The sequence below is a fragment of the Sulfurimonas sp. hsl 1-7 genome, assembly GCF_030577135.1.
GTDB classification, from domain to species: domain Bacteria; phylum Campylobacterota; class Campylobacteria; order Campylobacterales; family Sulfurimonadaceae; genus Sulfurimonas; species Sulfurimonas microaerophilus.
The window spans coordinates 63771-88215 of record NZ_JAUIRR010000006.1; the positions used below are offsets into that span (position 1 = coordinate 63771).

The 24445-nt window shown below is 36.2% G+C and carries 25 protein-coding genes and 1 pseudogene; 22 read left to right on the top strand and 4 right to left on the bottom strand.

Annotation, left to right across the window (positions count from 1 at the left end; all coding sequences use genetic code 11):
• Positions 1-69: 69 nt before the first annotated feature.
• Positions 70-1605, top strand: coding sequence for a bifunctional phosphoribosylaminoimidazolecarboxamide formyltransferase/IMP cyclohydrolase (gene purH / locus QWY88_RS11045; protein WP_304546457.1), 1536 nt, complete (start codon positions 70-72; stop codon positions 1603-1605).
• A gap of 34 nt (positions 1606-1639) precedes the next feature.
• Here the strand turns inward: purH and QWY88_RS11695 are convergent, their stop codons facing one another.
• From QWY88_RS11695 to QWY88_RS11055, 3 genes and pseudogenes are all read right to left on the bottom strand, one after another.
• On the bottom strand, positions 1640-2035 hold the full coding sequence (locus QWY88_RS11695; protein ID WP_369811230.1) for a CZB domain-containing protein: 396 nt from the start codon (positions 2033-2035) through the stop codon (positions 1640-1642).
• Positions 2036-2044: 9 nt separating this feature from the next.
• Positions 2045-2338: pseudogene (locus QWY88_RS11725) on the bottom strand (methyl-accepting chemotaxis protein); the annotation flags it as partial.
• A 523-nt stretch (positions 2339-2861) separates the two neighbouring features.
• Entirely contained in the window at positions 2862-3350 is a 489-nt protein-coding gene (locus QWY88_RS11055; protein ID WP_304546459.1) for a SprT-like domain-containing protein, read from the bottom strand.
• Positions 3351-3447: 97 nt separating this feature from the next.
• Between QWY88_RS11055 and QWY88_RS11060 the strand changes: the two genes are divergently transcribed.
• Positions 3448-4329, top strand: coding sequence for a DnaJ C-terminal domain-containing protein (locus QWY88_RS11060; RefSeq protein WP_304546460.1), 882 nt, complete (start codon positions 3448-3450; stop codon positions 4327-4329).
• A gap of 16 nt (positions 4330-4345) precedes the next feature.
• A complete protein-coding gene (locus QWY88_RS11065; protein WP_304546461.1) occupies positions 4346-4720 on the top strand; it encodes a heat shock protein transcriptional repressor HspR in 375 nt (124 codons plus the stop codon).
• Positions 4721-4729: 9 nt separating this feature from the next.
• Here the strand turns inward: QWY88_RS11065 and murA are convergent, their stop codons facing one another.
• On the bottom strand, positions 4730-5992 hold the full coding sequence (murA, locus tag QWY88_RS11070) for a UDP-N-acetylglucosamine 1-carboxyvinyltransferase (protein ID WP_304546462.1): 1263 nt from the start codon (positions 5990-5992) through the stop codon (positions 4730-4732).
• A gap of 111 nt (positions 5993-6103) precedes the next feature.
• On the opposite strand from murA, the gene QWY88_RS11075 reads away from it, so the two are divergent.
• The 19 genes from QWY88_RS11075 to QWY88_RS11165 all read left to right on the top strand — a co-directional run bounded on the left by QWY88_RS11075 (position 6104) and on the right by QWY88_RS11165 (position 24266).
• A complete protein-coding gene (locus tag QWY88_RS11075; protein ID WP_304546463.1) occupies positions 6104-6352 on the top strand; it encodes a hypothetical protein in 249 nt (82 codons plus the stop codon).
• Positions 6353-6424: 72 nt separating this feature from the next.
• Positions 6425-6850, top strand: coding sequence for a hypothetical protein (locus tag QWY88_RS11080; RefSeq protein WP_304546464.1), 426 nt, complete (start codon positions 6425-6427; stop codon positions 6848-6850).
• 3 nt (positions 6851-6853) lie between these two features.
• Positions 6854-7366, top strand: coding sequence for a hypothetical protein (locus QWY88_RS11085; RefSeq protein ID WP_304546465.1), 513 nt, complete (start codon positions 6854-6856; stop codon positions 7364-7366).
• Positions 7360-8022, top strand: coding sequence for an exodeoxyribonuclease X C-terminal domain-containing protein (locus QWY88_RS11090; RefSeq protein WP_304546466.1), 663 nt, complete (start codon positions 7360-7362; stop codon positions 8020-8022). Before QWY88_RS11085 ends, QWY88_RS11090 begins: the two co-directional genes overlap by 7 nt.
• Before the next feature lie 3 nt (positions 8023-8025).
• Positions 8026-8403 carry a hypothetical protein gene (locus QWY88_RS11095; RefSeq protein WP_304546467.1) on the top strand — a complete coding sequence of 126 codons (378 nt, stop codon included), beginning with the start codon at positions 8026-8028 and terminating at the stop codon, positions 8401-8403.
• A complete protein-coding gene (gene rsmD / locus QWY88_RS11100; protein ID WP_304546468.1) occupies positions 8393-8992 on the top strand; it encodes a 16S rRNA (guanine(966)-N(2))-methyltransferase RsmD in 600 nt (199 codons plus the stop codon). The genes QWY88_RS11095 and rsmD overlap by 11 nt, the downstream gene beginning before the upstream one ends.
• Before the next feature lie 37 nt (positions 8993-9029).
• Positions 9030-10076 (top strand): flagellar basal body P-ring protein FlgI, encoded by a 1047-nt coding sequence (locus QWY88_RS11105; protein WP_304546469.1) that lies wholly within the window; start codon positions 9030-9032, stop codon positions 10074-10076.
• Positions 10076-10381, top strand: a complete 306-nt coding sequence (locus tag QWY88_RS11110) for a rod-binding protein (protein WP_193114208.1) — start codon at positions 10076-10078, stop codon at positions 10379-10381. Before QWY88_RS11105 ends, QWY88_RS11110 begins: the two co-directional genes overlap by 1 nt.
• Before the next feature lie 72 nt (positions 10382-10453).
• Positions 10454-10654, top strand: coding sequence for a flagellar biosynthesis anti-sigma factor FlgM (locus QWY88_RS11115; protein WP_304546470.1), 201 nt, complete (start codon positions 10454-10456; stop codon positions 10652-10654).
• A gap of 29 nt (positions 10655-10683) precedes the next feature.
• A complete protein-coding gene (locus QWY88_RS11120; protein ID WP_193114210.1) occupies positions 10684-11112 on the top strand; it encodes a hypothetical protein in 429 nt (142 codons plus the stop codon).
• 1 nt (position 11113) lies between these two features.
• Positions 11114-12994, top strand: coding sequence for a flagellar hook-associated protein FlgK (flgK, locus tag QWY88_RS11125; protein ID WP_304546471.1), 1881 nt, complete (start codon positions 11114-11116; stop codon positions 12992-12994).
• A 5-nt stretch (positions 12995-12999) separates the two neighbouring features.
• On the top strand, positions 13000-13800 hold the full coding sequence (locus QWY88_RS11130; protein WP_304546472.1) for an ABC transporter permease: 801 nt from the start codon (positions 13000-13002) through the stop codon (positions 13798-13800).
• Between the two features lie 13 nt (positions 13801-13813).
• On the top strand, positions 13814-14833 hold the full coding sequence (locus QWY88_RS11135; RefSeq protein WP_304546473.1) for an AI-2E family transporter: 1020 nt from the start codon (positions 13814-13816) through the stop codon (positions 14831-14833).
• A 57-nt stretch (positions 14834-14890) separates the two neighbouring features.
• Complete coding sequence (locus QWY88_RS11140; protein WP_304546474.1) at positions 14891-18463, top strand: proline dehydrogenase family protein; 3573 nt, start codon at positions 14891-14893, stop codon at positions 18461-18463.
• Positions 18464-18506: 43 nt separating this feature from the next.
• On the top strand, positions 18507-19076 hold the full coding sequence (locus QWY88_RS11145) for an anthranilate synthase component II (protein WP_304546475.1): 570 nt from the start codon (positions 18507-18509) through the stop codon (positions 19074-19076).
• Positions 19073-20266: a hypothetical protein gene (locus tag QWY88_RS11150; protein WP_304546476.1), complete on the top strand. Its 1194-nt coding sequence runs from the start codon at positions 19073-19075 to the stop codon at positions 20264-20266. The genes QWY88_RS11145 and QWY88_RS11150 overlap by 4 nt, the downstream gene beginning before the upstream one ends.
• A 90-nt stretch (positions 20267-20356) precedes the next feature.
• Positions 20357-21694, top strand: coding sequence for an ATP citrate lyase citrate-binding domain-containing protein (locus tag QWY88_RS11155; protein WP_304546477.1), 1338 nt, complete (start codon positions 20357-20359; stop codon positions 21692-21694).
• A gap of 9 nt (positions 21695-21703) precedes the next feature.
• Positions 21704-23506, top strand: coding sequence for a citrate/2-methylcitrate synthase (locus QWY88_RS11160; protein WP_304546478.1), 1803 nt, complete (start codon positions 21704-21706; stop codon positions 23504-23506).
• An 88-nt stretch (positions 23507-23594) separates the two neighbouring features.
• Positions 23595-24266, top strand: coding sequence for a prepilin-type N-terminal cleavage/methylation domain-containing protein (locus QWY88_RS11165; RefSeq protein ID WP_304546479.1), 672 nt, complete (start codon positions 23595-23597; stop codon positions 24264-24266).
• Positions 24267-24445 lie beyond the last annotated feature (179 nt).

The window sequence follows — 24445 nt, forward strand, 5'->3', positions numbered from 1 at the left end:
AATACCACTTCATCAAATCATAATATAAGTTTCGCTAAAATTCCATTATATTTTTTTTCAAGGTAAGTTATGAAAAGAGCATTAGTAAGTGTAAGCGATAAAACTGGCGTAGTTGATTTTTGTAAGTCATTAGTAAAAAATGGTTACGAGATCATCTCAACAGGTGGTACTTTCAAACTTTTACAAGAGAGTGGTGTAAGTGCGATCGAGATCGATGAGATCACAAAATTTCCTGAGTGTTTTGAAGGGCGTGTAAAAACTCTTAACCCTTATGTTCACGGTGGTATTTTACATCGTCGTGACAAACAATCTCACCTGGATCAAGCAAAAGAACTTGGTGTTGAGCCGATTGACTTAGTGTGTGTAAATCTTTACCCGTTTAAAGCAACAATCGAGCGTACTGATGATTTTGATGATATCATTGAAAACATCGACATCGGTGGACCTGCAATGGTTCGTTCAGCTGCGAAAAACTTTGATTCAGTTTTAATCGTTACAAATGTTGAAGATTACTCTGTTGTAATCGATGCAATTGAGAACGAAAAAAACACAAAAGATTTCCGTCGCGGTTTCATGATCAAAGCATACGAGCATACAGCTGCATATGATTCAATGATCGCAAACTACATGAATGAAAGATTCAACGAAGGTTTCGGTGAGAAACAATTCATCGTAGGAAATAAAGTTATGGATACTCGTTACGGTGAAAACCCTCACCAAAACGGTGCACTTTACGAATTTGACAAACATTTCTCAAATAACTTCAAAACACTAAAAGGTGAAGCAAGTTTCAATAACCTAAACGACTTAAGCGGTGCTGTAAAAATCGCTTCTGCTTTCGGTGAAGAAAACGCTGTATGTATCACTAAACACGGTAACCCATGTGGTTTTGCAATCCGTGACAATTTAGTTGATGCTTATACTGAAGCACTTAAATGTGATCCTGTTTCAGCATTCGGCGGTGTTGTAGCTGTAAACGGTGTTGTAACTAAAGAGTTAGCTGAGAAAATGAATGAGATCTTCTTAGAAGTTATCATTGCCGGTCGTATCACTGAAGAAGCTCAAGAAGTATTCGCTGCTAAAAAACGTATTAAACTTTTTGAAATGGGAGCTGACAGATTAGTTCTTGCAAATGACAAAAAAGATTTCAAACACGTTGACGGCGGTTTCGTATACCAAGATGCTGACAAAGTAAACGATGACGAAGTTAAAAATGCAAAACTTATGTCTAAAAATGCTGCAACTGCTGAAGAGATGAAAGACCTTGAGATCGCTTATAAAGTTGCTTCACTTACAAAATCTAACTGTGTAGTATATGTTAAAGATGCTGCAATGGTAGCTGTTGGTATGGGTATGACTTCTCGTGTTGACGCTGCACAATGTGCACTGAAAAAAGCTAAAGAGATGGGTCTTGATGTAAGCGGATGTGCATTAGCATCTGAAGCATTCTTCCCGTTCCGTGATTCAATTGATGCTGCAGCTGCTGCGGGTGTTAAAAACGTAATTGAACCGGGTGGTTCAATCCGTGATGAGGAGATCATCGAAGCTGCCAACGAGTTTGGAATGAGCCTTTACTTCTCAGAAGTTCGCCACTTCTTACACTAAAATAGTTTTCCTAGAATTTTCTAGGAAAATTTATTTAATCTTTATCGTGTAAAATTTTATCTAAGATGTTAAAGACAGCATCGCTTCCTTTTTCCATCTCTTCAAATGCAGCTTTTAAAGCCTGTAAATCTACATTTTCCTCTTTTATAATGTCAAATACTTTGTGAGTACCGTTGTGTACAGTTGCATGAGGAGTTTCAAGTTGTTGGAAATGTGAAGTGTGAGAAAATGCTTCTTTACCTTCCCCCTCATAGTACCATTTCCCAAGTCTACAGTTATGGTGATCAACAAATTTAAATTGTTCCTCTTTTGTAGCTGCTGAAAGGTAAGTATTTACTTTCCATAAAATATGGTCAAGTTTAGCTAAAGACATAAATACACGATCGGTAGTGTAGTTAATATCTTTAAAAGCATTTTTCATCTCATCCATATTGTTTTGGAGTTTGTGATCGATCTCGGTAATGAAGTTGCTTGTATTGTCAACCTCTTGCTGAATTTGTTCAGATTGTTCCGAGATGCTGTCTACATCTTGTTTCATAGTTTGCAGTGAGATATTGATCTCGCTTACGGCTTTATCAGTTCTGTCTGCAAGTTTACGCACTTCATCGGCAACTACGGCAAAACCACGACCGTGTTCACCTGCACGAGCAGCTTCTATAGCTGCGTTTAATGCTAAAAGATTTGTCTGATCCGAAATATCTTTGATAAGTTCTAATATACTGGTGATATCGCTTGTACGTTCAGCAAGTCCTGAAACAGTATGTAATGAGCTTGAAGAAACTTCATTTAATCTATTTAGTCTTGCAACAACATCTTTAGTCTCATCTGTGATGGCGTTTATGTTTGTAAGAAGACCATCTGCACATGCCATGGTACTTTTTGATGTGTTGACCGATTCTGCCATGTTCCCTTGTATATCAACCAAGTTTGCCTTGAGCTGAATATTTTGTGTTCGCATCAAAGTGTCAGCTATACTTGTCGTTTGTTGTTGTGTTGAATTTTCCAACTGTTGTTGTAAAGTATGTAGTTGATGTTTTAGTTCATCATTCTCTTGTTGAAGTGATCTATTACTATTTTCTAGTATTTCGATACGTTCCAAGTCTCTATTTGAATTTCCAAAAAGACCCATTATTGACTCCTCTATGCTAAGTGAAGTGATTATAACACATGAGTATAGAATTTGATGAAAAAAACAGAAATTGTTTATTGTTTCTTAGATAATTAAAACTAATAATATCACAAAAGCATCACTAATCCTAAAATGGCAGTTTTCCGTTGATGATCTCTTCATGGTTGACATATTGTCGACACTCTTTTCCCCCTAGATTTTTACACACATTTTCCCATCTGGCTGAGTGCCCTTTTTTGTTTTCGTTTAAGTACCCTTTGTACATTAAAAGTGCATGTGCATATTCGTGGGGGATCACTTCATCTACCATGTATTCAAAACTTTCTTTCATCACATTTTTATTGAGATACACTTTTATTTGCCCGTTTTCATAAGTGGTTACTCCGTAAAGATTCCCTTTGATTTTGTTTGTAACTATGAGTGGAAACTTATAAACAAAGCCGTAGTTCTTTTTCATATTTCTCAACACTTCACTCTGTTTGTTCCCAATGGCATCTATGTAACTTTGCGGAAGGGGATTATGCTTGAAAGCATAGTTGCTGTAAGTATTGTAAGCGAGTATACCACCAAAGAAAATGATAGTAAATATAAACACTTTTTCTAAATTCTTTTTCATACCTTACCTCTAACCTTGATTGACATGCACTCAAGCTTTGTGCTATAATTAAGCTTAATTAAGAAAATATATAAATTATAGAAGTAGGATAACAGATATGAGTAAATCATTATATGAAACATTAGAAATTTCAGAAAACGCTAGTGAAACAGAAATTAAAAAAGCGTATAGAAAACTTGCACGTCAGTATCATCCTGATGTGAACAAAACTCCTGAAGCGGAGGAAAAATTTAAAGAGATAAATGCTGCTTATGAAGTACTGAGCGATAAAGAGAAAAAAGCTCAGTACGATCAGTTCGGTGATCAGATGTTCGGCGGTCAAAACTTCCATGACTTCTCTCGTTCTCAAGGGGGCAATGTTGACCTTGATGATATTCTTCGTCAAATGTTCTCTGGCGGAGGCGGATTTGGTGGCTTCGGCGGCGGAGGAAATCCGTTTGGCGGAGGTTTCGGTGGAGGCGGCGGTTTCCATCAAGAGCCAAACTTAGATATAGAAACGAGTGTAACGATTCCGTTTAATGTTTCTATTTTAGGCGGAAGCCACTCTGTAAGTGTACAGGGTGAGCGATTTGACATCAAGATCCCTGCAGGTGTAAAAACAGGTGAGAAGATGCGTGTTCGTGGTAAAGGACATGTACAAGGGGGGCGTGCAGGAGATCTGTTTTTAAAGATAACTGTAGCACCTTCACCTGAGTATGAGAGAGACGGCGACGATCTTATCAAGACATTTGATGTCCCTTTACATGCTGCACTTTTCGGCGATAAAGTTGCAATTCAAACACTTGAAAAAGAGATCAAACTCAAAGTACCTCAAAATACGAAAAACGGACAAAGCTTCCGTGTAAAAGATATGGGTGCTATGAATAGAAAAACAAAACAGCGTGGTGCTCTTTACTTAAAAGCAAACATTGTACTTCCAAATGTTGATGATTTAGATGAAGAGTTAGTTGAGATGATGAAAGAGAAACTACCAAAATAGTTTCAAAGGAGAGATTATGCACCATTATGACGAGCCGGTATATTTAATTAGCATCGTTTCTAAGATGCTAGATATACATCCACAAACACTTAGACAATATGAAAGGGAAAACCTTATTTGTCCATCTCGCTCAGATGGTCGCATAAGACTCTATTCACAACGTGATGTTGATAAAATAAAATTGATTTTACGCCTCACTCGTGAGCTTGGTGTAAATATTGCAGGTGTCGATATTATACTAAGACTTCGCGAGAGTGTAGATGCTATGGAGAAAGAGATAGCAGAACTGCGCCATGAGGTTCAACGTGCGAACAATGCACGTTCGGTATCACCAGATAAAGCACTCGTTACAAAACGAAGTACTTACGAGATGATTATATTTGAAGAGTAGAAAGAAATTCTACTCTTTTAATCTTTGAACTTTCGCTCCGGCTTCCTGGAGTTTTTCCTCTAACGATTCATATCCGCGATCAAGATGGTAGATACGGTGGATATCTGTATCGCCTTTAGCTATAAGTCCCGCAAGAACTAAAGCAGATGATGCTCTTAAATCTGTTGCCATAACGTCAGTACCGCTGAGTGCAGTTTTCCCGTTTACAGTCGCAATATGCCCGTTTAGATCGATCTCAGCACCCATACGCTGTAATTCACTTACGTGCATAAATCTATTTTCAAAGAGTCTCTCTTCAATAATAGATGTTCCGTTTGCCTGAGTAGCTAATGCCATAAACTGTGCCTGCATATCTGTAGGAAAAGCTGGATACTCTTGGGTGATGATTTTTACAGGTTTTATCTCATTTGCAGGATGGATAGTGATTGTGTCTTTTGTAATAGTAAAACTAAATCCCATCTCTTCAAGCTTTCCGATTACGGCATCTAAATGGTTCGGTTCAACATCTGTGATTGTAAGTTCAGAGTTGGTAATAGCTCCTGCACATAGATACGTTCCAGCTTCAATTCTGTCTGGAATGATTGTAAAATCTTTTATATCTATAAGCTCACCGCCGGTTCCATGGATTTTTAAAACTCCTGTACCGATACCCTCTATTTTTACACCGCTTGCATCTAAGATCTCACACAACTGCACAACTTCAGGCTCACGAGCTGCATTGATGAGAATAGTCTCACCGTGAGCAAGTGCTGCTGCCATAACAATGTTCGCAGTTCCCGTTACTGTGATCTTATCAAAGATAATTTCACACCCTTGAAGACCGTTTGGTGCTTTTGCTTCAACATAACCTGCATTGATATCTATCTCTGCACCCATTTGCTCCAGAGCTTTTAGATGCAGATCGATTGGACGTTGACCGATCGCACACCCACCCGGCAGTGAAACTTCACAATGCCCAAAGCGAGATAAAATAGGACCAAGTACCAAGATAGATGCTCGCATAGTCTTTACTATGTCGTATGTAGCACGTGTTTCATTGATCGAACTTGTATCGACAGATACATGATGTTCATTAAACTCGCAAACACTCCCTAAATTGCTTAAAAGTTTTAAAAGAGTTTTGATATCTACAACATTTGGAAGATTTGAAATGTTTAACTTATTTTTTGCAAGTATCGTCATTGCGATAAGAGGCAATGATGCATTTTTTGCACCAGATATTTTTATTGTTCCGTTAAGAGAGTCAATCCCTTGAATTTTTAAATAGTCCATCTTTCTCTTTTTGCAGTTTTATAGAATTTATTTATTATAGCTGAAAATAGATTAATTTACTGTTTAGTATAGGTTCGTTTAAAATGTAATATATTTACAAAGGAATAGATAGTGCAGTGTCATACTATTACAAAAGAAGGTGATACAATGAGTTTTAACCCTGATGATTTTTTTACTACAACTACCGTAGAAGATATAGTGCCTAAATTTCCCCATTTGGCTGAACTTGACTACTCTGTTACGAGTTTAAACGATGAACTTGTAAAAGTAAACTATGAGATAACTTCACCTGAATATAAAGAGTTTATCTCCAGTGATATTAAAGAGTACTATCATTTTGAGGTAGATACCATCGTTTAATCTCTCTAAACTGCGATGAGGTTTCATCTTTTATAAATTTATATTGTATAATTTTAAAAGAAGGAATTACAGATGAGTTCAGCATTAGACCGATTAAAAAACTTGACAAACAAGATCTCTATATCAAACTACGAAGTAGCACGTAAAGAGAATCTATCTAAACTCAAAGAGTTATATAAAGAGGTGGGGATAGACCAAAAAGTTGAAAAGTTTGAAGATATTTTTGATTTTAAAGCGATCAACCTCTCGGGTGCTTCGCTGCAAAGTGAAAATCTAGGGGAGATCAAAGAGGGTCGTTACCTGCAAGTGCTTGCAATCGCTTATGACAAAAGTGCATCTGTAAAAAGTAAAAACATCTCATTGGGCTATTTCGGAAGAGTTGAAAATGTTGATGTAGAGTTTAAAAACAAGGTTATAGAGTTTATTATCCGTTATAGATTTGAGAAAAGTTTTATGACACTCGAGCATTATCATGAGATGTTGGGGCAGTTTGTTTAAGGGATGAAAAAGTTTTATTTCCTCATTTGGCTCTTTTGGTCTTTGCGTGTTGTCCTGTGCAGTGTTATATCTGCAGCCCTTATCTCATCGATTGTAACAATGGTTCTTTACATAAAAAAAGGGATGCCGAATCTTGAAAATGAAGTGTTCAGCGCCCTTGGAGAAGTGTTTGTTTTTTGGTTTTTAATATCTTTAAATATTACCGTTCTTTTTGCTTTATTTCGAAGTGTCAAGTATATCTTTAACAAGTGTTACGGCGGATACAGCTTTAAGCTTCTCAGTTGCCCGAAAGAGAAAACATTTATTGAATATATCGGTTACGGGGATTTGGTAAAGTTTTGGAGAAAGTGGTTTATGCTCATTATCTGGCTCAGTGCCGTTTTCATGATTATAGATTTTATACTTTTTGATTACTATGATATATACATTTTATACGGTGCTATTTTACTTTCCGGGTATTTCTCATTTATCTTTATAGGTAACCGTTGCAAGCAGGTAAGGATCGTCAAATGTTAGTATTTTTAGAGTTTAAAACTACAGGATACGAGAAAGAAGACAAGATCTGTGCTATGAGTGTTTTAAGTGCAGACGATTATTTTTCTGAACTTATTAACGACGGGAAAAAGATAATTCCAGAACTCTCGGCCTTGCATCATATCGGCAATACAGCACTGAAGGATAAGCCCCCTTTTTTAGAGAGTAAGTCCTATCAGTTTTTACAGGAGTTGAATGAAGACGATACAGTCGTTGTTCATGATTATGACTTTGTTTTCAGCCTTTTAGATAGTTACGGGGTGCAATTAAAGAGTAAAATAATCGATACGAAAAAAGTAACTAAACATACTATTAGTGACATTCAACGCTTCGATCTGCAGTTTTTACGCTATGAATTGCAACTCTCAGAGGAGAAAGAGGTAGTATATAAGCCATTAGAAGATGTTTATGTGTTAAAATCTCTTTTTCAATATTTACTTCAAAGTGTCAGTGAAGAGGAGATGTTAAATCTCAGCTTTGAAAATGTTTTGTTAGAGAAGTTTAGTTTTGGAAAATATAACGGGCGTTACATTGAAGAGATAGTCCAAAATGATCCTCAGTACCTGCAGTGGTTATTGACACTCGATACTTTGGATGCAGATTTACGATATACGATAGAGTATTATTTACAAGGATAGGGTATGAGAGTAGCTGTTGAGTGTTCATCACCGTTGTTACAAAAATCTTTAGAGCTTTTTTTAGGATCATATCTCGATTCTAGTAAGAAAAGTGATATTGTGATCAGAGATACAAAGTGTTTAAACGATCCAAAGTGTTTTTATATAGCAAACAATGAAGATGCAGATCTTCTCAAACCTTTTTCAAAGTCGCAACTTATTTTGGCTTTAGAGAAAAGATATGAAACGCTTCATCAAAAAGAGGAAAAACTTACACCTAAAGAGGAGCTTTTCGAAGACGAGGGGATGGACTTTTCAGTACTTGAAAAGAGAATAGAGTTTTTAACAAATGAATATAAAGAAAATGTATTAAGAGCAGTAAAAGCGTTTTATGAAAAATAATAAATTAACAAAAAAAATAATAGCGGGAAAATATAAAGGGAAAGTTTTAGAATTACCTTCTAAAACAACGACAAGAAGCTCTAAAGCTATAGTGTTGGAATCATTTTTCAATACTTTACAGTTTGACGTGATTGACTCAAACTTTGTTGAGGTGTTCAGCGGAAGCGGTTCGATCGGACTTGAAGCACTTAGCCGCGGAGCAAAAAAGATCTACTTTATGGAAAAAGACAGAGATGCCCTTAGGGTTTTAAAGAAAAATATTGCTCAAACTGATCCGAGCAGTTGTGAAGTGTTAGGCGGCAATAGTTTTGAAAACATTAATGCAGTGGTCTCTTCACTAAAAAAGATGGGTGAAGATGCCTATATCTACATCGATCCACCTTTTAGTTACAGAGAGGGGATGGAAGATATCTACGATAATACGATGAAACTTATCGAAAATCTTCCTAAAGAAGTTGTGAAAATGATTATTATCGAGCATATGAGCAGCTTAGAGATACCTCAAAAGATAGGTATATATGAAACGAAAAAAACGAAAAAGTTTGGAAAAACAAGCTTAACCTATCTCATAAACCCCGAAGTGGAATAAACTTTGCTTGATTTTCCTCAACTAACGAGGGGAATTAATGAAAATACTTTTAACATTTATACTTTTTTTATCATCACTATACGCTACTAAAATCACGGATGTTTCAAACATCGTCGGTGTCAGAGAGAATCAGATTATCGGTTATTCTCTTGTAGTTGGTCTTAAAAAGACGGGTGACGGTACTACTTCAAAATTTACTCTCCAATCTATCGCAAATATGTTAAAAGCGATGAATATTGACATGAACCCCGTAGATATTAAATCTAAAAACGTTGCAGCAGTTGTGGTTACGGCAAAACTAAAACCTTTTGCAAGACAAGGGGACAAACTGGACGTAACGGTCTCTTCAATCGGTGATGCAAAAAGTCTAGAGGGTGGTACACTTTTAATGACTCCTTTAAAAGGGGTGGACGGAAAGATCTACGCTTTAGCTCAAGGGGCACTCAGTATCGGCGGGATGAACCAAAGAGGGGGTGGAGCAGAATCGCATCCAACAACAGGAATCGTCTTTAACGGCGGTTTAGTTGAGCGTGAGATCAACATTGATCTGTTTCACCAAGAGTATGCAACGCTCTCATTAAAAGAAGCAGGATTTGCCAATGCCGTAGCTGTACAAAATGCGATTAACCAGTATTTTAATACACAAGTTGCCGTGGCAATTGATTCTCGCAGTGTAAAACTGCAACGTCCTAAAAACCGCTCTATGATCGAGTTTTTGGCCGAGGTACAAGATGTAGATATGGAGTACAAGCCAAAAGACAAAATCGTGATCAATGAGAGAACAGGTACTATCGTAGCGGGTGTAGATATAGAGCTTAAACCGATCATGCTTACACACGGTGATATCACTATTAAAATCGTAGAAGCCGATGAGATAGCAGCTCCAGATGGTTCAATGGCGGTTGATAACAATATGGTGATAGGAATGAATGATAACCAGCTTTATACAAAAGCGGGGACAACAACGGTTGCTAACCTTGTACGTTCGCTACAAAAACTCGGGGCTACTCCAAAAGATATTATTGCTATTTTAGAAGCGATGAAAAGTGTTGGAAGTATCTCAGCTGAGTTGGAGGTTATCTAATGAGTTACGGATTAAATGCCCTACAGGCACAATCGCAGTTAATTACAAACAATAAAGCGATACCGAAGATAGATACAAATGTAGAAAATGAGGCTCTAAAACAGCAAACTGATGCTTTTGAAGCGATCATTGTGAAGATGTTAATGGATAATGCGATGAAGGATGAAAAAAATATATTTTCATCCCAAAATGACCCAGGTGATAAGATATACAAATCGATGTATAGAGATGAACTTTCAAAGGCGAGTGCTGGTAGTTTCGGGTTTTCTCAGATGTTATACGATTATTTATCACAAAAGTCGTAAAAAGAGTTTAGAAAATTATAATTTTGCCGATATTATAGTTACGAGAATGTTTTATAAAGACAAAGGAAAATTATGATTTCAAGAGTAAACAGTTCAATGGCACAAAATGTTTATGCAAACAATGCCTCAGAAACTAAAGAAAATAAGAATGTTGGTACTCAAAATGCTAAAGAGAATAGCAGAGTAGAACAACTCAAAGAGTCGATAAACTCTGGCGAGTATAAAGTAGACCTTTCAGCCTTATCTAAAAAGATGGCGGACGAGCTACTTTAAAAACAATTAACAAAGTAGGGGATAACGATATGTTAACGCATCATCTAACAAGTGCTTTAGAGGATTTAAAAGACCTCATTCAAATTACAAAATCAGACATAGAAGATATAAAACAAGCACAGCACGATCCCCAATTTGATAGATTATCGATCAAAGATGAAAAGCTGAAAAGTTTTGAGTCTAAAAAAGCGATGATCGATTATGAAATATCTTCATTAATGACACAAAATCCAAATGCGCAATTACCAGATCTTTTAAATGACGAACAACATAAACTATTAGATGAATTAAAAATTCAACTATCAGAGCTAAGAGATGTAAATAAAGAGTATGCAAAATTAGTTGTGATAGTAAGTAATTTATATAATGACTTTTTAGAGAGACTTGTTCCTACAGAGATGCAGGGGTATAACAAAGTTGCATCAAAAAATTCGTCTATTTTGGAAGTAAGGGTATAGTATGGCTAATCTGTTTAACACTTTAGGTATCGGATACTCTGGACTTTCAGCTGCACAAGTCGGGATCAATACAACGGGTCACAACATCTCGAATGCAGAGACTGAAGGATACACTCGTCAAAGAGTGATCACATCAGCTGCAACACCTTTAACTACCATGCCTGGAAATGTGGGTAACGGTGTTGTAATCCAAGATATAAAACGTGTTTTTGATAATTTTGTATTTGATAGATATACGGCTGTTTCAGCTCAGAAAGAGTACAGTGATTATGAAGTAAGAACACTTGAAGAGTTATCGAGCTACTTTCCTGAGATCGACGGTGTGGGTATTAAGGCAGACCTTGCAGCATACTATGACATGTGGCAGACATTTGCGGATAATCCAGACAATGATGCTATCAAAATAGCTTTAGCAAAACAAACAGAGAGTCTTACTGGGCATATACAAGAGACACAAAATCAAATAGTAACTTTACAACAAGAGGTTAATGACCAGCTTGCACTTAATGTTGAACAAGTAAATCAGATCGCAGAGCAGATTGCAGAACTGAATTTGAGTATAGATACGGCTGAAGCGGCAGGTATGTATGAGGCGAGTGATCTTAGAGATAAAAGAAATGTTTTAGAAAAGAATCTGGCAAGACTTATCGGTGCTGAAGTAAATCAAGGACAATTAGAAGCAAATATCCAGATAGACAGCAATTCTAATACAAAAACGGGAAGTTATACTATTTCGGTAAATGGTTTTAACATAGTAGATGGGAATAGTTACCATCCGCTTCACATAGAAAAAGCAAATAATGAGTACGGTTTTTATGAAGTTTCTTTTGAAAGACAAGACGGTACACTTATCCCCTTGGAAGAAGAGATTAACGGTGGAAAAATAGGCGCTATCTTTGATCTTCGAGGTCGTGCGATTGACGAAACGACAGGGATGCCTACAAACGGAATTTTGCAAACAGCAATAGCCGATTTAGATGCATTTGCAAAAGGATTGATCGAGTCAACAAATAATCTTTATGCACAGAGTAATACTACAAGTATGGAATCAAATATTTTGCAGCTTAATGCAAACGATGCAATATTAAGCTCAAATCTTAATATTAAACCGGGTGCTTTTGATATAGTGGTTTACGATATCGACGGCAATGAAGTTGGGCGTAGAACTATAGAAATTAACGCAAGTACTACAATGTCCGGAGCAGCAGGTACAAACTCAATTGAGGGGCAAATTACTCAAAACCAAGATGACAATGACGACTTAAATGCAAATAATGATATTGATGACTTTTTACAGTTTAATTTTCAGCCCTCTGCAACAGGAGAGTTAAGACTAGAATTAGATATGAATGCTCAGTCTAAAGGGGCAGGATATACATTCTCTATCGTAGATAATTTAGATACAAAAGAGTTTGCATCGGGATCAAATTTTGCAGGTGCTATCGGACTGCATAGATTTTTTGACGGAGATAATGCAAAAAACATAAAGCTTAACTTTAGTCTTTCAGATAATCCAACAACTATGAGAGCTGGTTACTCAACAGCAAGTGGCGATAATAGAGTTGCTTTAGATATGATACAACAGCAGTTTGAAAACTATGACTTTAAAGTTGGTAATGATGTATACAACACTACTGTTTACGGTATGTTTGACCTGACTGCAACTTATGTAGGGGTTACGACAAACAGTGCAATCACTCGTAGTGAAACTGTTAATACACAATTCAATGCAACAGAATTAGAATATAACTCAATAACAAAAGTAAGTATAGATGAAGAGATGACAAACCTTATCAAGTATCAAACATCTTATGGTGCAGCAGCAAAAGTTATAACTACTGTTGATCAGATGATGCAAACTTTACTTGGGATTAAACAGTAGTATAGATGCCAATTTTTAGTATATTGGTTTTAGGCTTCATCTTTTTCTTCTCTTTTTTTGGTTCATATTTTTACGGTGTGAACCCTTTTACCTTAGAACCGCAAGCAATCTTATCAGCACCATCATTTTCTCACCCTTTAGGGACTGACCGATTGGGAAGAGATTTGCTCGCACGATTGATCGAAGGTGGGAAAGTCTCTCTAATTATCGGTGTAGGAAGTGCGTTGATCGCATCTTTTATCGGTCTTATCTTAGGCTCAATTGCCGGATATTTTAGAGGGGGTATCGATAAATCTTTCATTATATTAGTTGATCTCTTTTTAACGTTTCCGACTTTCTTTTTACTTTTGGCAATGGTGAGCTATATGAATGCTTCGATATTTGTACTCATTGTGATCATCTCAATTACGGGTTGGATGACTACAGCCAGACTCATACGTGCGGAGAGTTTTAAAATAGGTTCTCAAGGCTATATTAAAATATTGGATATTGCCAAAGTCTCAAAAATAAAAATTCTTCTTAAATATTACGCCCCGATTTTAGCCCCTATCTATTTTGTCAGTTTTACTTTTGGAGTTGGAGGAGCTATTCTCTCGGAATCTGGTCTTAGTTTCTTAGGTCTAGGGATAGTGGCTCCGCAGATGAGCTGGGGGACAATACTCAGCGGCGGGAAAGATGTTGTTGAGATCGCCTGGTGGGTTAGTTTCTTCCCTGGATTGATGATATTTTTGGTGACATTTTCTTTAATAAATATATCAAACTATCTGCAACATAAAACCAATCAGAAAGATATACAAACTACATAATAAAGGGTGATTTATGAAAGAGAAGCATATTGGGTATTATCTCATTGTACTAGCAAGTGTCGTTATCATACTGGCAGGGATTAAAAGTGCTTCTTCAATAGTCGTCCCTTTTCTCCTTTCTGTTTTTATTGCAATTATCTTAGCACCCACTTTTTCTTACTTGAAATCAAAAGGGTTGCCTTCAGCACTTTCTCTCATCACAGTTTTAGGGCTGTTTATGCTCATGATTGTTTTAGTTGTAAAGCTAATCTCAACCTCTGCATACCAGTTTAGTAATAACGTTGAAGATTATTCAGTTAAGTTGACTATTTATTATCAATATGTGGTAGATTTTGCAAATAGTGTAGGCTACACTTTGACAACAGAATCTTTAGCTGAAATGGTTAATGCAAAACAAATAATGAAATTTATCTCCTCGATGGTTCAAGGTGTCGGTGCATTGTTTACTAACGGTTTTGTAGTGATTTTAACCGTTGCATTTATGTTACTAGAGGCAGATACCTTTGTAGAGAAAATAAAAATAAGTTCTAAAAATGGGCTCTCCCATATAGATGAGATCTTCTCAAAAATAAAACACTATATGATCATCAAAGCGCTTATATCTTTTGTAACAGCATTTATTATCTATGTAGCACTGGTTTTAATCGGCACTGATTATCCTTTCCTTTGGGCAGTACTCGCATTTTTACTCAACTTTATCCCAAACATTGGTTCAATTTTAGCAGCAGTTCCTGCAGTACTTATATCTTTGGTAGAGTTGGGTTTTATGAGTGCTTCACTTGTAGCGGGTATATATGTTGTTGTAAACATTCTTATAGGTTCAATAGTAGAGCCTAAAATTATGGGTAAAGGTTTAGGCGTATCTACTTTAGTTGTCTTTCTCTCGTTAATTTTTTGGGGCTGGTTACTTGGAATCGTGGGTATGTTTCTCTCGATCCCACTTACGATCATGGCAAAAATAATCTTTAATGCCAACGAAAAGACACAATGGATTGCCCTTTTACTTGATGATGGAGAGAATTTAAAAAAGTAAACTTTTATAAGAGTGACGAATATGTTACAATAGGTGAAAATAACTAAAGGTTTATCTATGGATATTTCTCCCGCTATACATGAAGAGGTGAAAAAACTTGCTAGAAAATGGCAGGAGAGGATAGAGGTTTCCAGAGAAGCAAAAGAGCAAGAGTTTCATCAAATGATGCTCAAGATGTTAGATAATCCCCTTAATAAAATTTTTTTAATAGAGTTATTGGATCAAAGTTTTCGATCAAATGAAACTAAACGTGTTGCTGACCAGTTGGAGTATATCTTTGAAAAGTATGGCACGACTGATTTTTTTTCAGAGTTTGAATGCTTCCTTATCTGGCTTTTTAGAGAGATAGGAATCTATGTAAGTTCTATCTCAGTACCTTTGTTTATAAAATATCTTCGTAACGACATTAGCAGTATAGTGATACAGGGTGAAGATGAACTGTTGAGAAAACATCTGCAAAAACGTAAAGCTGAAGGTACGCGGGTCAATATCAATGTAATCGGTGAGATAGTCCTCAGTGAAGCAGAAGCGCAAAGACGCCAAGAGAAATATATAAAAATCCTCCAAAATAAAGATATCGATTATCTCTCAATAAAAATCTCCAATCTTTTTTCTCAATTTGTCCCTTATGCACATCAAAACAGTGTTGATAAACTCTCTAAAAGAGTTGAAAAGATATATGAAGCTGCGTTAAATAACGGAGATAAGTTTGTAAATCTTGATATGGAGGAGTATAAAGATATTGAGATAACGATTGATGTTTTTAAATCGCTACTCTCCGAGGAGCGTTTTAAAAATCTATATGCAGGGATAGTAATACAAAATTACCTTCCCGATGCCATGATTTACATAAAAGATCTAACATCTTGGGCGAAACAAAGAGTGGAAGATGGCGGTGCACCGATAAAGATACGTATAGTCAAAGGTGCAAATCAGGAGATGGAGCTTACAGAGGCCAGTTTACGCGGTTGGCCTGCTGTAATATTTGCAACAAAAGCCCAAAGTGATGCAAATTTCAAAGTTGCAATGAACTATCTGTTAGATCCTGATGTAGCACCTTACGTTCATACCGGTGTCGCATCACATAATCTTTTTGATCATGCTCTCGCTATCTTACTTGCAAAAGAGCGTAAAGTTGAACAGTATCTAACTGCAGAGATGTTAGAGGGGATGAGTGAAGCTGCATATCAGACACTTAAAAGTGAAGGGGTAGATGTAGTTTTATATGCACCCACAGCTACAAAAGAAACATTTACAAATGCGATTGCATATCTTGTTCGCCGTTTTGATGAAAATACGGCAGAAAATAACTTCCTGCGTCATAGCTTCGGATTAAAAGTTGATACTCCTGAGTGGGAGGTGCTTCTTAAAAGTTATGATGATGCAATAGAGCTGATGGATACTCTTGAGTCAAAACCATACCGTACACAAGATAGAAATCAAGAGCAAGAAAAAAAAGAGTTAGATCTGAAAAACTACCATTTTAGAAATGAAGCCGATACAGATTTTGTTTTACCTCAAAACAGGAAATGGGCTGAATCTATCAGAGACAAATGGAAGAATATCGGTGACAACGGTGGGATAGATGCATACCCTGTTATAGCAGGAGTGGAAAGAAACGATCAAGAGGATATACATGAAGTTTATGACAAGTCCCAGTACCATGAAAAAAAGAAAGTAGGTTCATTTACGAGAGCTACCTTAGGAGATATGCAACTAGCAGTACAAACAGCCAAAGAGGATCTTGACGGTTGGAGAGAACTCTCACAGCAGCAAAGACAAAAAATTTTAATGGATGCAGCAGAGGAGTTTAGAAAAGCCAGAGGTGACCTTATTGGTATAGCAGCAGCTGAAGTTGGAAAAGTTTTTAGTGAAACAGACGTAGAGGTAAGTGAAGCGATCGACTTTTTAAACTTTTACCCTTACAGTGTTGAAAAACTCTCCTCTTTAGAAGGGGTGAGTGTAACTCCTAAAGGTGTTGGTGTTGTAATAAGTCCATGGAATTTTCCTATCGCCATACCTGTTGGCGGGATTGCGGCAAGTCTGGCTGCAGGAAATACCGTTATACTAAAACCTGCAGAGGATGCAATGCTTTGCGGATATATGTTGTGTCAATGTTTTTGGCGCGCAGGGGTAAGCAAGAACACTCTACAGTATCTTCCTGCACGGGGTTCTGAAGTGGGTGAGTATGTTATTCCAGATAAAAATGTTGATTATGTGATTTTTACAGGCGGGGAGGAGAGTGCCTATAAAATTATAGAATCCCGTCCTGATATAGCGCTAAGTGCTGAAACCGGAGGAAAAGACGCCACAATTGTTACAGCGATGGCTGACCGCGATCAGGCACTTAAAAATGTACTTGTCTCAGCCTTTCACAATTCCGGACAAAAATGTTCGGCAACCTCTTTATTGGTTTTAGAAAAAGAGTTGTATGACGATCAGACGTATAAACAAGCGATCAAAGAAGCAGTTGAGTCTTTAGAAACAGGTTCCGTATGGGATTTTAAAAATCGTATAGGTACACTCAGTAATCTTCCTAGCGGTAACCTCAAAAAATCACTTTCATATTTAGATGATACAGAGGAGTGGTTGGTAAAACCTGAGTATGCCGATGAGCAAAATCCGTACATGTTAAAGCCCTCTGTCAGATGGGGGACTAAAAAAGGGGACTTCTGTCATATGAATGAACTCTTCGGTCCGGTTCTGAGTGTCATGCGTGCCGAAAATCTAAAAGATGCCGTAGATATTGTAAATAGTACCAACTATGGACTTACATCAGGGCTAGAGACACTTGATGATCGAGAGATAACATTTTGGAAAGAAAACATAATCGCCGGTAATCTTTATATAAACAGAGGTACGACGGGGGCAATAGTATTGCGTCAACCCTTTGGCGGTATGCGAAAATCAGCGATAGGAAGTGGCAAAAAAGCAGGTGGATTTAACTACACGAGTCAGTTTATGAACATCGAGTGTATTAATATCAGCAGTGATGAACAAGAATCTTCGGAGTTTATTGAAGAGATACGTAAGTTTTTTACGCAAAAGAAAAATTTTCAAGCAGAGATACAAAAAGCTTTAGAATATGCTGCCGGATTTTCCTATTGGTATAGACGGGAGTTTTTACCGGATCATGATTACGTAAATATAAGGGGTGAAAGTAACGTATCTCGCTACATAGCAGTTCACAGTGTCCTTTTACGTTTAGAAGATAATGATGATTTTACTGAAGTATTAGCTAGTATCTTTGCAATTAAAATGGTAGATATAAAACTGCATATATCATTACCGAAGTTATCTCAAAAACCTGAATATAAATGGTTAGAATCTAGTTTAGCAGTAATACTGGGAAAAGATGATACTGTTGTTCGTGAAGATGAGGTGATGCTAATAGATTCAATAAGTAAATATGAGAGGATCCGTTTTTTATCTAAAGAGAATATTTCTCAAAATATTTTCAATGCAGTTGCAACTGAAGCAAAATATATAGCTTCGGCACCTTTTGTAGCACATGGTCGTATTGAATTGATGCACTATTTCGTTGAGCAAAGTGTGACTCATTCATATCATAGATATGGTAATTTAGGTGTACATGGATTACATCTTTATAAAAAACAAATTCAAGATTAGATACAATTAGAGAAGAAGTATAAGATATAGGAAAAAATATAACATGATTTTAATGATCGATAATTATGATAGTTTTACTTACAATATTGTGCAGTATTGTCGTGAACTTGGAACTGACTTAAAAATTATCCGTAATGATGAAATGAGTGTAGAAGAGATTGAAGCACTTCACCCTGAAAAAATTATTATCTCACCCGGACCTGCATCACCTGATGAAGCGGGAGTTACTTTAGAAGTTATCGAGCATTTTAAAGATAAACTGCCGATTCTCGGTATATGTTTAGGACATCAAAGTATTGCGCAAGTTTTCGGTGGAGATGTTGTTCGTGCAAAAAATATGATGCATGGTAAAACTTCTACTATGAAACAACATATCTCTTGTGAGATTTTTAAAGATCTTCCAGAAGAGTTTATCGCGACACGCTATCACTCTTTGATCGTAGATAAAAATACTTTACCGGATATTATAGAACCGACGGCATACTCAACTGACGATGATGAGATTATGGCATTAAAGATTAAAGATAGAGATATCTACGGGGTACAATTCCATCCGGAATCTATAATGAGCCAATACGGTCATGAGATTATAGGAAACTTTTTAAAACTATGATACAAAAACTCATCTTTTTCCTAATTTTAGGAATTGATGTCACGATCCTCTTTTTTCAGATAGATAATCTTTCCATCTCATCTGCAGAAACATATATATTATATGAAGAGAATTCATACTTGAGTTCTCTTTTTAATTTTTTACTTTCTACTTTCGGTAGTAATGACTATACATTAAGAATACCGATTATTTTAATACATCTGATCTCAACATTACTTTTCTATGAAATATCAAAGAAGTATGTAACAACTACACGTAACAGGTTATGGCTTTTACTATTATATGTAATGCTTCCTGGTACTTTAAGTGCTGCTATAGTACTTAGTCATGCATTTTTAATTCTATTTGGTTTGATGCTTTTTATCTATTTGGATCAAAGGTTTCCTGCTAAATACACTAACCCTTTATTACTGATATATGCATTTATAGATGGCGGGTTTGCATATCTGTTGTTAGGAATTCTGATATACAATATTTTTGTTAAAGATTATAAGAACATTGTATTTACTCTTATACTATTAGCTATCTCAGCATATATGTACAAATTACAAATCTATGGAGTCCCAAGCGGACATTTTCTTGACACCATAGCTGTATACAGTGCAATATTTACACCTATTGTATTTGTATATCTTGTATACGCTTTATACCGAAAGTATCTTGCAGACAAAATAGATAAAGTTTGGTATGTAGCTACAAGTGCATTGATTTTTTCATTATTACTCTCTTTTAGACAAAGACTAGATATAGAATATTTTGCACCCTATTTAATGATAGCCTTACCTTTAGCTGCACAAACTTTTATCCACTCTTATCGTGTACGTTTAAAAATGTTTCGAAAAAGATATCAAACAATTTTTATACTTTCATTCCTATTCTTGTTTGTAAATACACTGATAGTTTTGTTTAATAAACCTCTTTATCACTTCATTGATAATCCAAAAAAACATTTCTTCTATAATATGTATGTAGCAAAAGAGTTGGCAAAAGAGTTAGAGAGTATGAAGATTAACTGTGTTGACACTGATTACAAGATGCAACAAAGATTACAGTTCTATGGAATTGAAAAATGTAACCATTTTATACTTGAAGAGATTCCTTTGAAGGGTGATATCGACTCCGATGTAACAATAAGTTACAAAATGAAACCTGCCTATAAGGCAAGTGTTACAAAAGTTAACACAAAATAAGCTAATTTTATAAGTAAGCTTAGTCTGGAATATAATTGTTAGAAACTTTATGCTACAATCAATCTCATAATATCAAAATAGGGAGTTTCTATGGCTCAAAAAGCGATACGAGAATATGACGCGAAGTCGATTTTAGCAAAACATTGGAATAAGTACTTTCCAGACTTTACTTATGCATATGAAACAGTTATGGTTCAAAACGGTACTGAACTTACTGCTGCTGCAAAAGAAAAAGCTTGGTTAAATGAGAAACCACTAGTTGCAAAACCAGATATGTTATTTGGTAAACGTGGTAAAAATGGTTTAGTTTTATTTAAAGACCAAAAGCCAGGTGATGTATCTTTAGCAAAAGCTGCTTCATGGATAGATGAAAAATCTGGTGATAAACAAAGTGTATATTTCTCATTTGATGGTGATACTCCAACTGGTGATCCAAAAGTAGATTTTTTAACTCACTTTGTTGTTGAGCCATTTACTCCACACGATCAATCTGAAGAGTACTACATCTCTGCAACATGTGTTGGTGATGATGATGTTCTTTATATGTCAGCTGAAGGTGGTATGGAAGTTGAAGAAGGTTGGGATGAAAAAGTTACTGAAGTAGCGTTCCCTATTACTGCAACTGAAGAAGAGATAGCTGAAAAAATTGCTGCAAACGTTCCTGCAGATGTAAAAGCTGAAGATAAAGAAAACTTTGCAAAATTTGCAATCGGTTTTTTCAAAGCGTACCGTGAATTAAACTTTGCATACCTTGAAATCAACCCATTTGTAATGCAAGGGAACAAAATCGAGTTATTAGATATGGTTGCTAAACTTGATGATACAGCTGGATTCATGATGGTAGATGCATGGGGTGATGTTGAATACCCTACAGCATTCGGTATGGAAGAAAAATCTCCAGAAGTATTAGCTGTTGAAGAAGCTGATGCTAAAACTGGTGCATCTTTAAAACTTACATTACTTAAGCCTGAAGCTAGAATCTGGACTATGGTTGCCGGTGGTGGTGCTTCAGTTGTATATGCTGATACTATTGCTGATATGGCAGGTATTGATGACCTTGCTAACTATGGTGAATACTCTGGTGGTCCAACTACTGGTGAGACAAAATTCTATGCTGAGACTTTACTTGATCTTATGACAAGAGAAAAAGATGCTCAAGGTAGAGATAAAATCTTAATCATTGGTGGAGCTATCGCTAACTTTACAGATGTTGCTAAAACATTTACAGGTATTATCCAAGCATTTGAAGAATATGCAGATAAAATGAAAGAAGTTGGTATTAAAATCTACGTAAGACGTGGTGGACCAAACTATGAAAAAGGTCTTAAAGATATTAAAGAGGCTGCGGACAGACTAGGTCTATGGATCGATGTATATGGACCGGAAACTCACGTAACTGATATCGTAAGAATGGCAGTAGAGGCATAAGGAGAAAAAATGGCACAATTATTTACTAAAGATACACAAGCAATTTTTTGGAATAACAACAAAACTGCTATCCAAAGAATGTTAGACTATGATTACACAATCAAAAGAGAAACACCATCTGTAGCTGCTATCGTAGCTCCAACTGCTTCTGGAAAATTTGAGAAATTTTTCTGGGGTGGCGATGAGATTATGATCCCAACATATAAAACTACTGCAGAAGCTAAAGCTGCTCAGCCACAAGCTGATGTACTTTTAAACTTTGCATCTTTTAGAACTGCATATGATGTTACTATGGAAGCATTAGAGATTGGTGGTTTCAAAACTATTATGATCACTGCTGAAGGTATCCCTGAAAGATTAGCACGTAAAATGAACCAAACTGCTCGTGATGCTGGTGTTGTTGTTATCGGACCTGCAACTGTTGGTGGTATCGCTCCGGGTGCATTCAAAATTGCTAACGTTGGTGGTACAATTGAGAATATCGTAAACTCAAAATTACACAGAACAGGTTCTTGTGGTCTTGTAACTCGTTCAGGTGGTTTATTTAACGAACTTTCAAACATCATTGCTATCAATGCTGACGGTATCGCAGAAGGTGTTGCAATCGGTGGTGACCGTTTCGTAGGTTCTGTATTTATTGACAATCTTCTTCGTATGCAAGACAATCCAGATGTAAAATATATGATTTTACTAGGTGAAGTTGGTGGTACAGAAGAGTACAAAGTAATTGAAGCAGTTAAATCTGGAAAAATTACTAAGCCAATTATCGCATGGTGTATCGGTACAATTGCTAAGTACTATGATTCTGGTGTACAATTTGGTCACGCTGGTGCATCTGCAAATGCTGAAAGAGAAACTGCTGAAGCAAAAAATAAAGCTATGGCTGAAGCTGGTATTCACGTACCTGCAACATTCAATGACTTACCTGCAAAAATCAAAGAGGTATATGAGTCATTAAATATTGCTCCAATTCCAGAACCGGAAATGAATGTAGTACCAAAAGTTAGACGTTCTAAACAATTTATCTGTACAATCTCTGATGATAGAGGTGAAGAAGCTACTTACGCTGGTTTCCCAATTTCATCTGTTGCATTACCAAGTACAGGTAAAGGTATCGGTGATGTTATCTCATTACTATGGTTCAAAAAACAATATCCAAAATGGGCTACAGACTTTATTGAGACTGTAATCAAAACTGTTGCTGACCACGGTCCGGCAGTATCAGGTGCGCACAATGCTAAAGTAACTGCTCGTGCTGGTAAATCAGTTGTTGAATCACTAGTAACTGGTCTTTTAACAATCGGTCCAAGATTCGGTGGTGCGATTGACGGTGCTGCTGAGCATTTCAAATATGCGGATGATAATAACTTATCTCCAAAAGAGTTCTTAAACCACATGAAAAAACTAGGTATTCCAATCCCTGGTATCGGTCATAGAATTAAATCTCTTAAAAACCCAGACCTTCGTGTTAAAGGTTTAATGGATTATGCAGCGGAAAATTTCCCTAAAACTCCATTACTTGACTATGCTAGAACTGTTGAAGCTCTAACTACAAGTAAAAAAGAGAACTTAATCCTTAACGTTGATGGTACTATCGGTATCTTAATGGTAGATATGTGGAGAGCTTTAGGTTACCCTGAAGAAGAGATCAATGAATTTATCGCTTCTGGTACACTAAACGCATTCTTTATTGCTGGTCGTACAATCGGTTTCATCGGTCACGTACTTGATGAAAAACGTCTTGCAATGCCAATGTATCGTCACCCAATGGACGATATCCTTTACGACGTACAAAAAGCAGAAGAGATTTAATCTCTTCGCTTTTCCTTCTTTATAATACTTTTTTTTCTTAATTTTTCATTTTCTTCCAAATTATAATTTTTTACGATATACTAGAGCTATGAAAAAAGCTTTTACTATGATGGAACTTATTTTTGTTATTATTGTTATGGGAATCTTAGCAGCAATTGTTACGCCTCGTGTAGAGAGAGATTTAGTAAGAGAAGCTGCTATTCAATTAGTCTCACATATTCGTTACACACAACATTTGGCGTTAGTAGATGATAAGTATAATTTAAATACATCAGATCCGGATGATAGATGGTGGAGAGGTAGATGGCAATTAAAGTTTAAAAATTCAAATACAGAAACAAATGGTGAAGAAAGTTATACAATATTTTCTGACAGCTATGCTATATCTACATATAGTGGAAATGCTAATTCTAAAAATGAGATTGCTACAAACCCTCAAGATAAATCTAAAAAATTAACAGGTGGAGATAGTGCAGTACATTATGATAATAAAGAAGCAACAAGGTCTATGAATTTAGGTATGACATATGGTATAACAAATGTAGGATTAGGCTCTAACTGTACAGATAATAATAGTAAAGGATTAGCTTTTGATCATTTAGGAAGACCATTAAAAGGTGGCTATTCTAGTTTTAGTTCTCCGTATCCATCTAGTAGCAATTTAATTACTTCAGATTGTAATATTACATTAACTGGTGCGAGTGGGAGTATAATAGTTACTATAACTCCAGAAACCGGCTATACATATATAGCAAATTAAAAGAGTAAAATCACTCTAAAAAGTCTGAAAAAGCTTCAAATTAACAAATTTGTAAATTTCTTTCAAATCCTTTCAAACGTTAAGCTTCTTCTAAGCATACTTCTCCTATAATTCCCGTCCACAAACGATGAGAGGCCATCGAAAGAGGGTCAGAAGTACTTCGGGTTGAAGCTACTGAT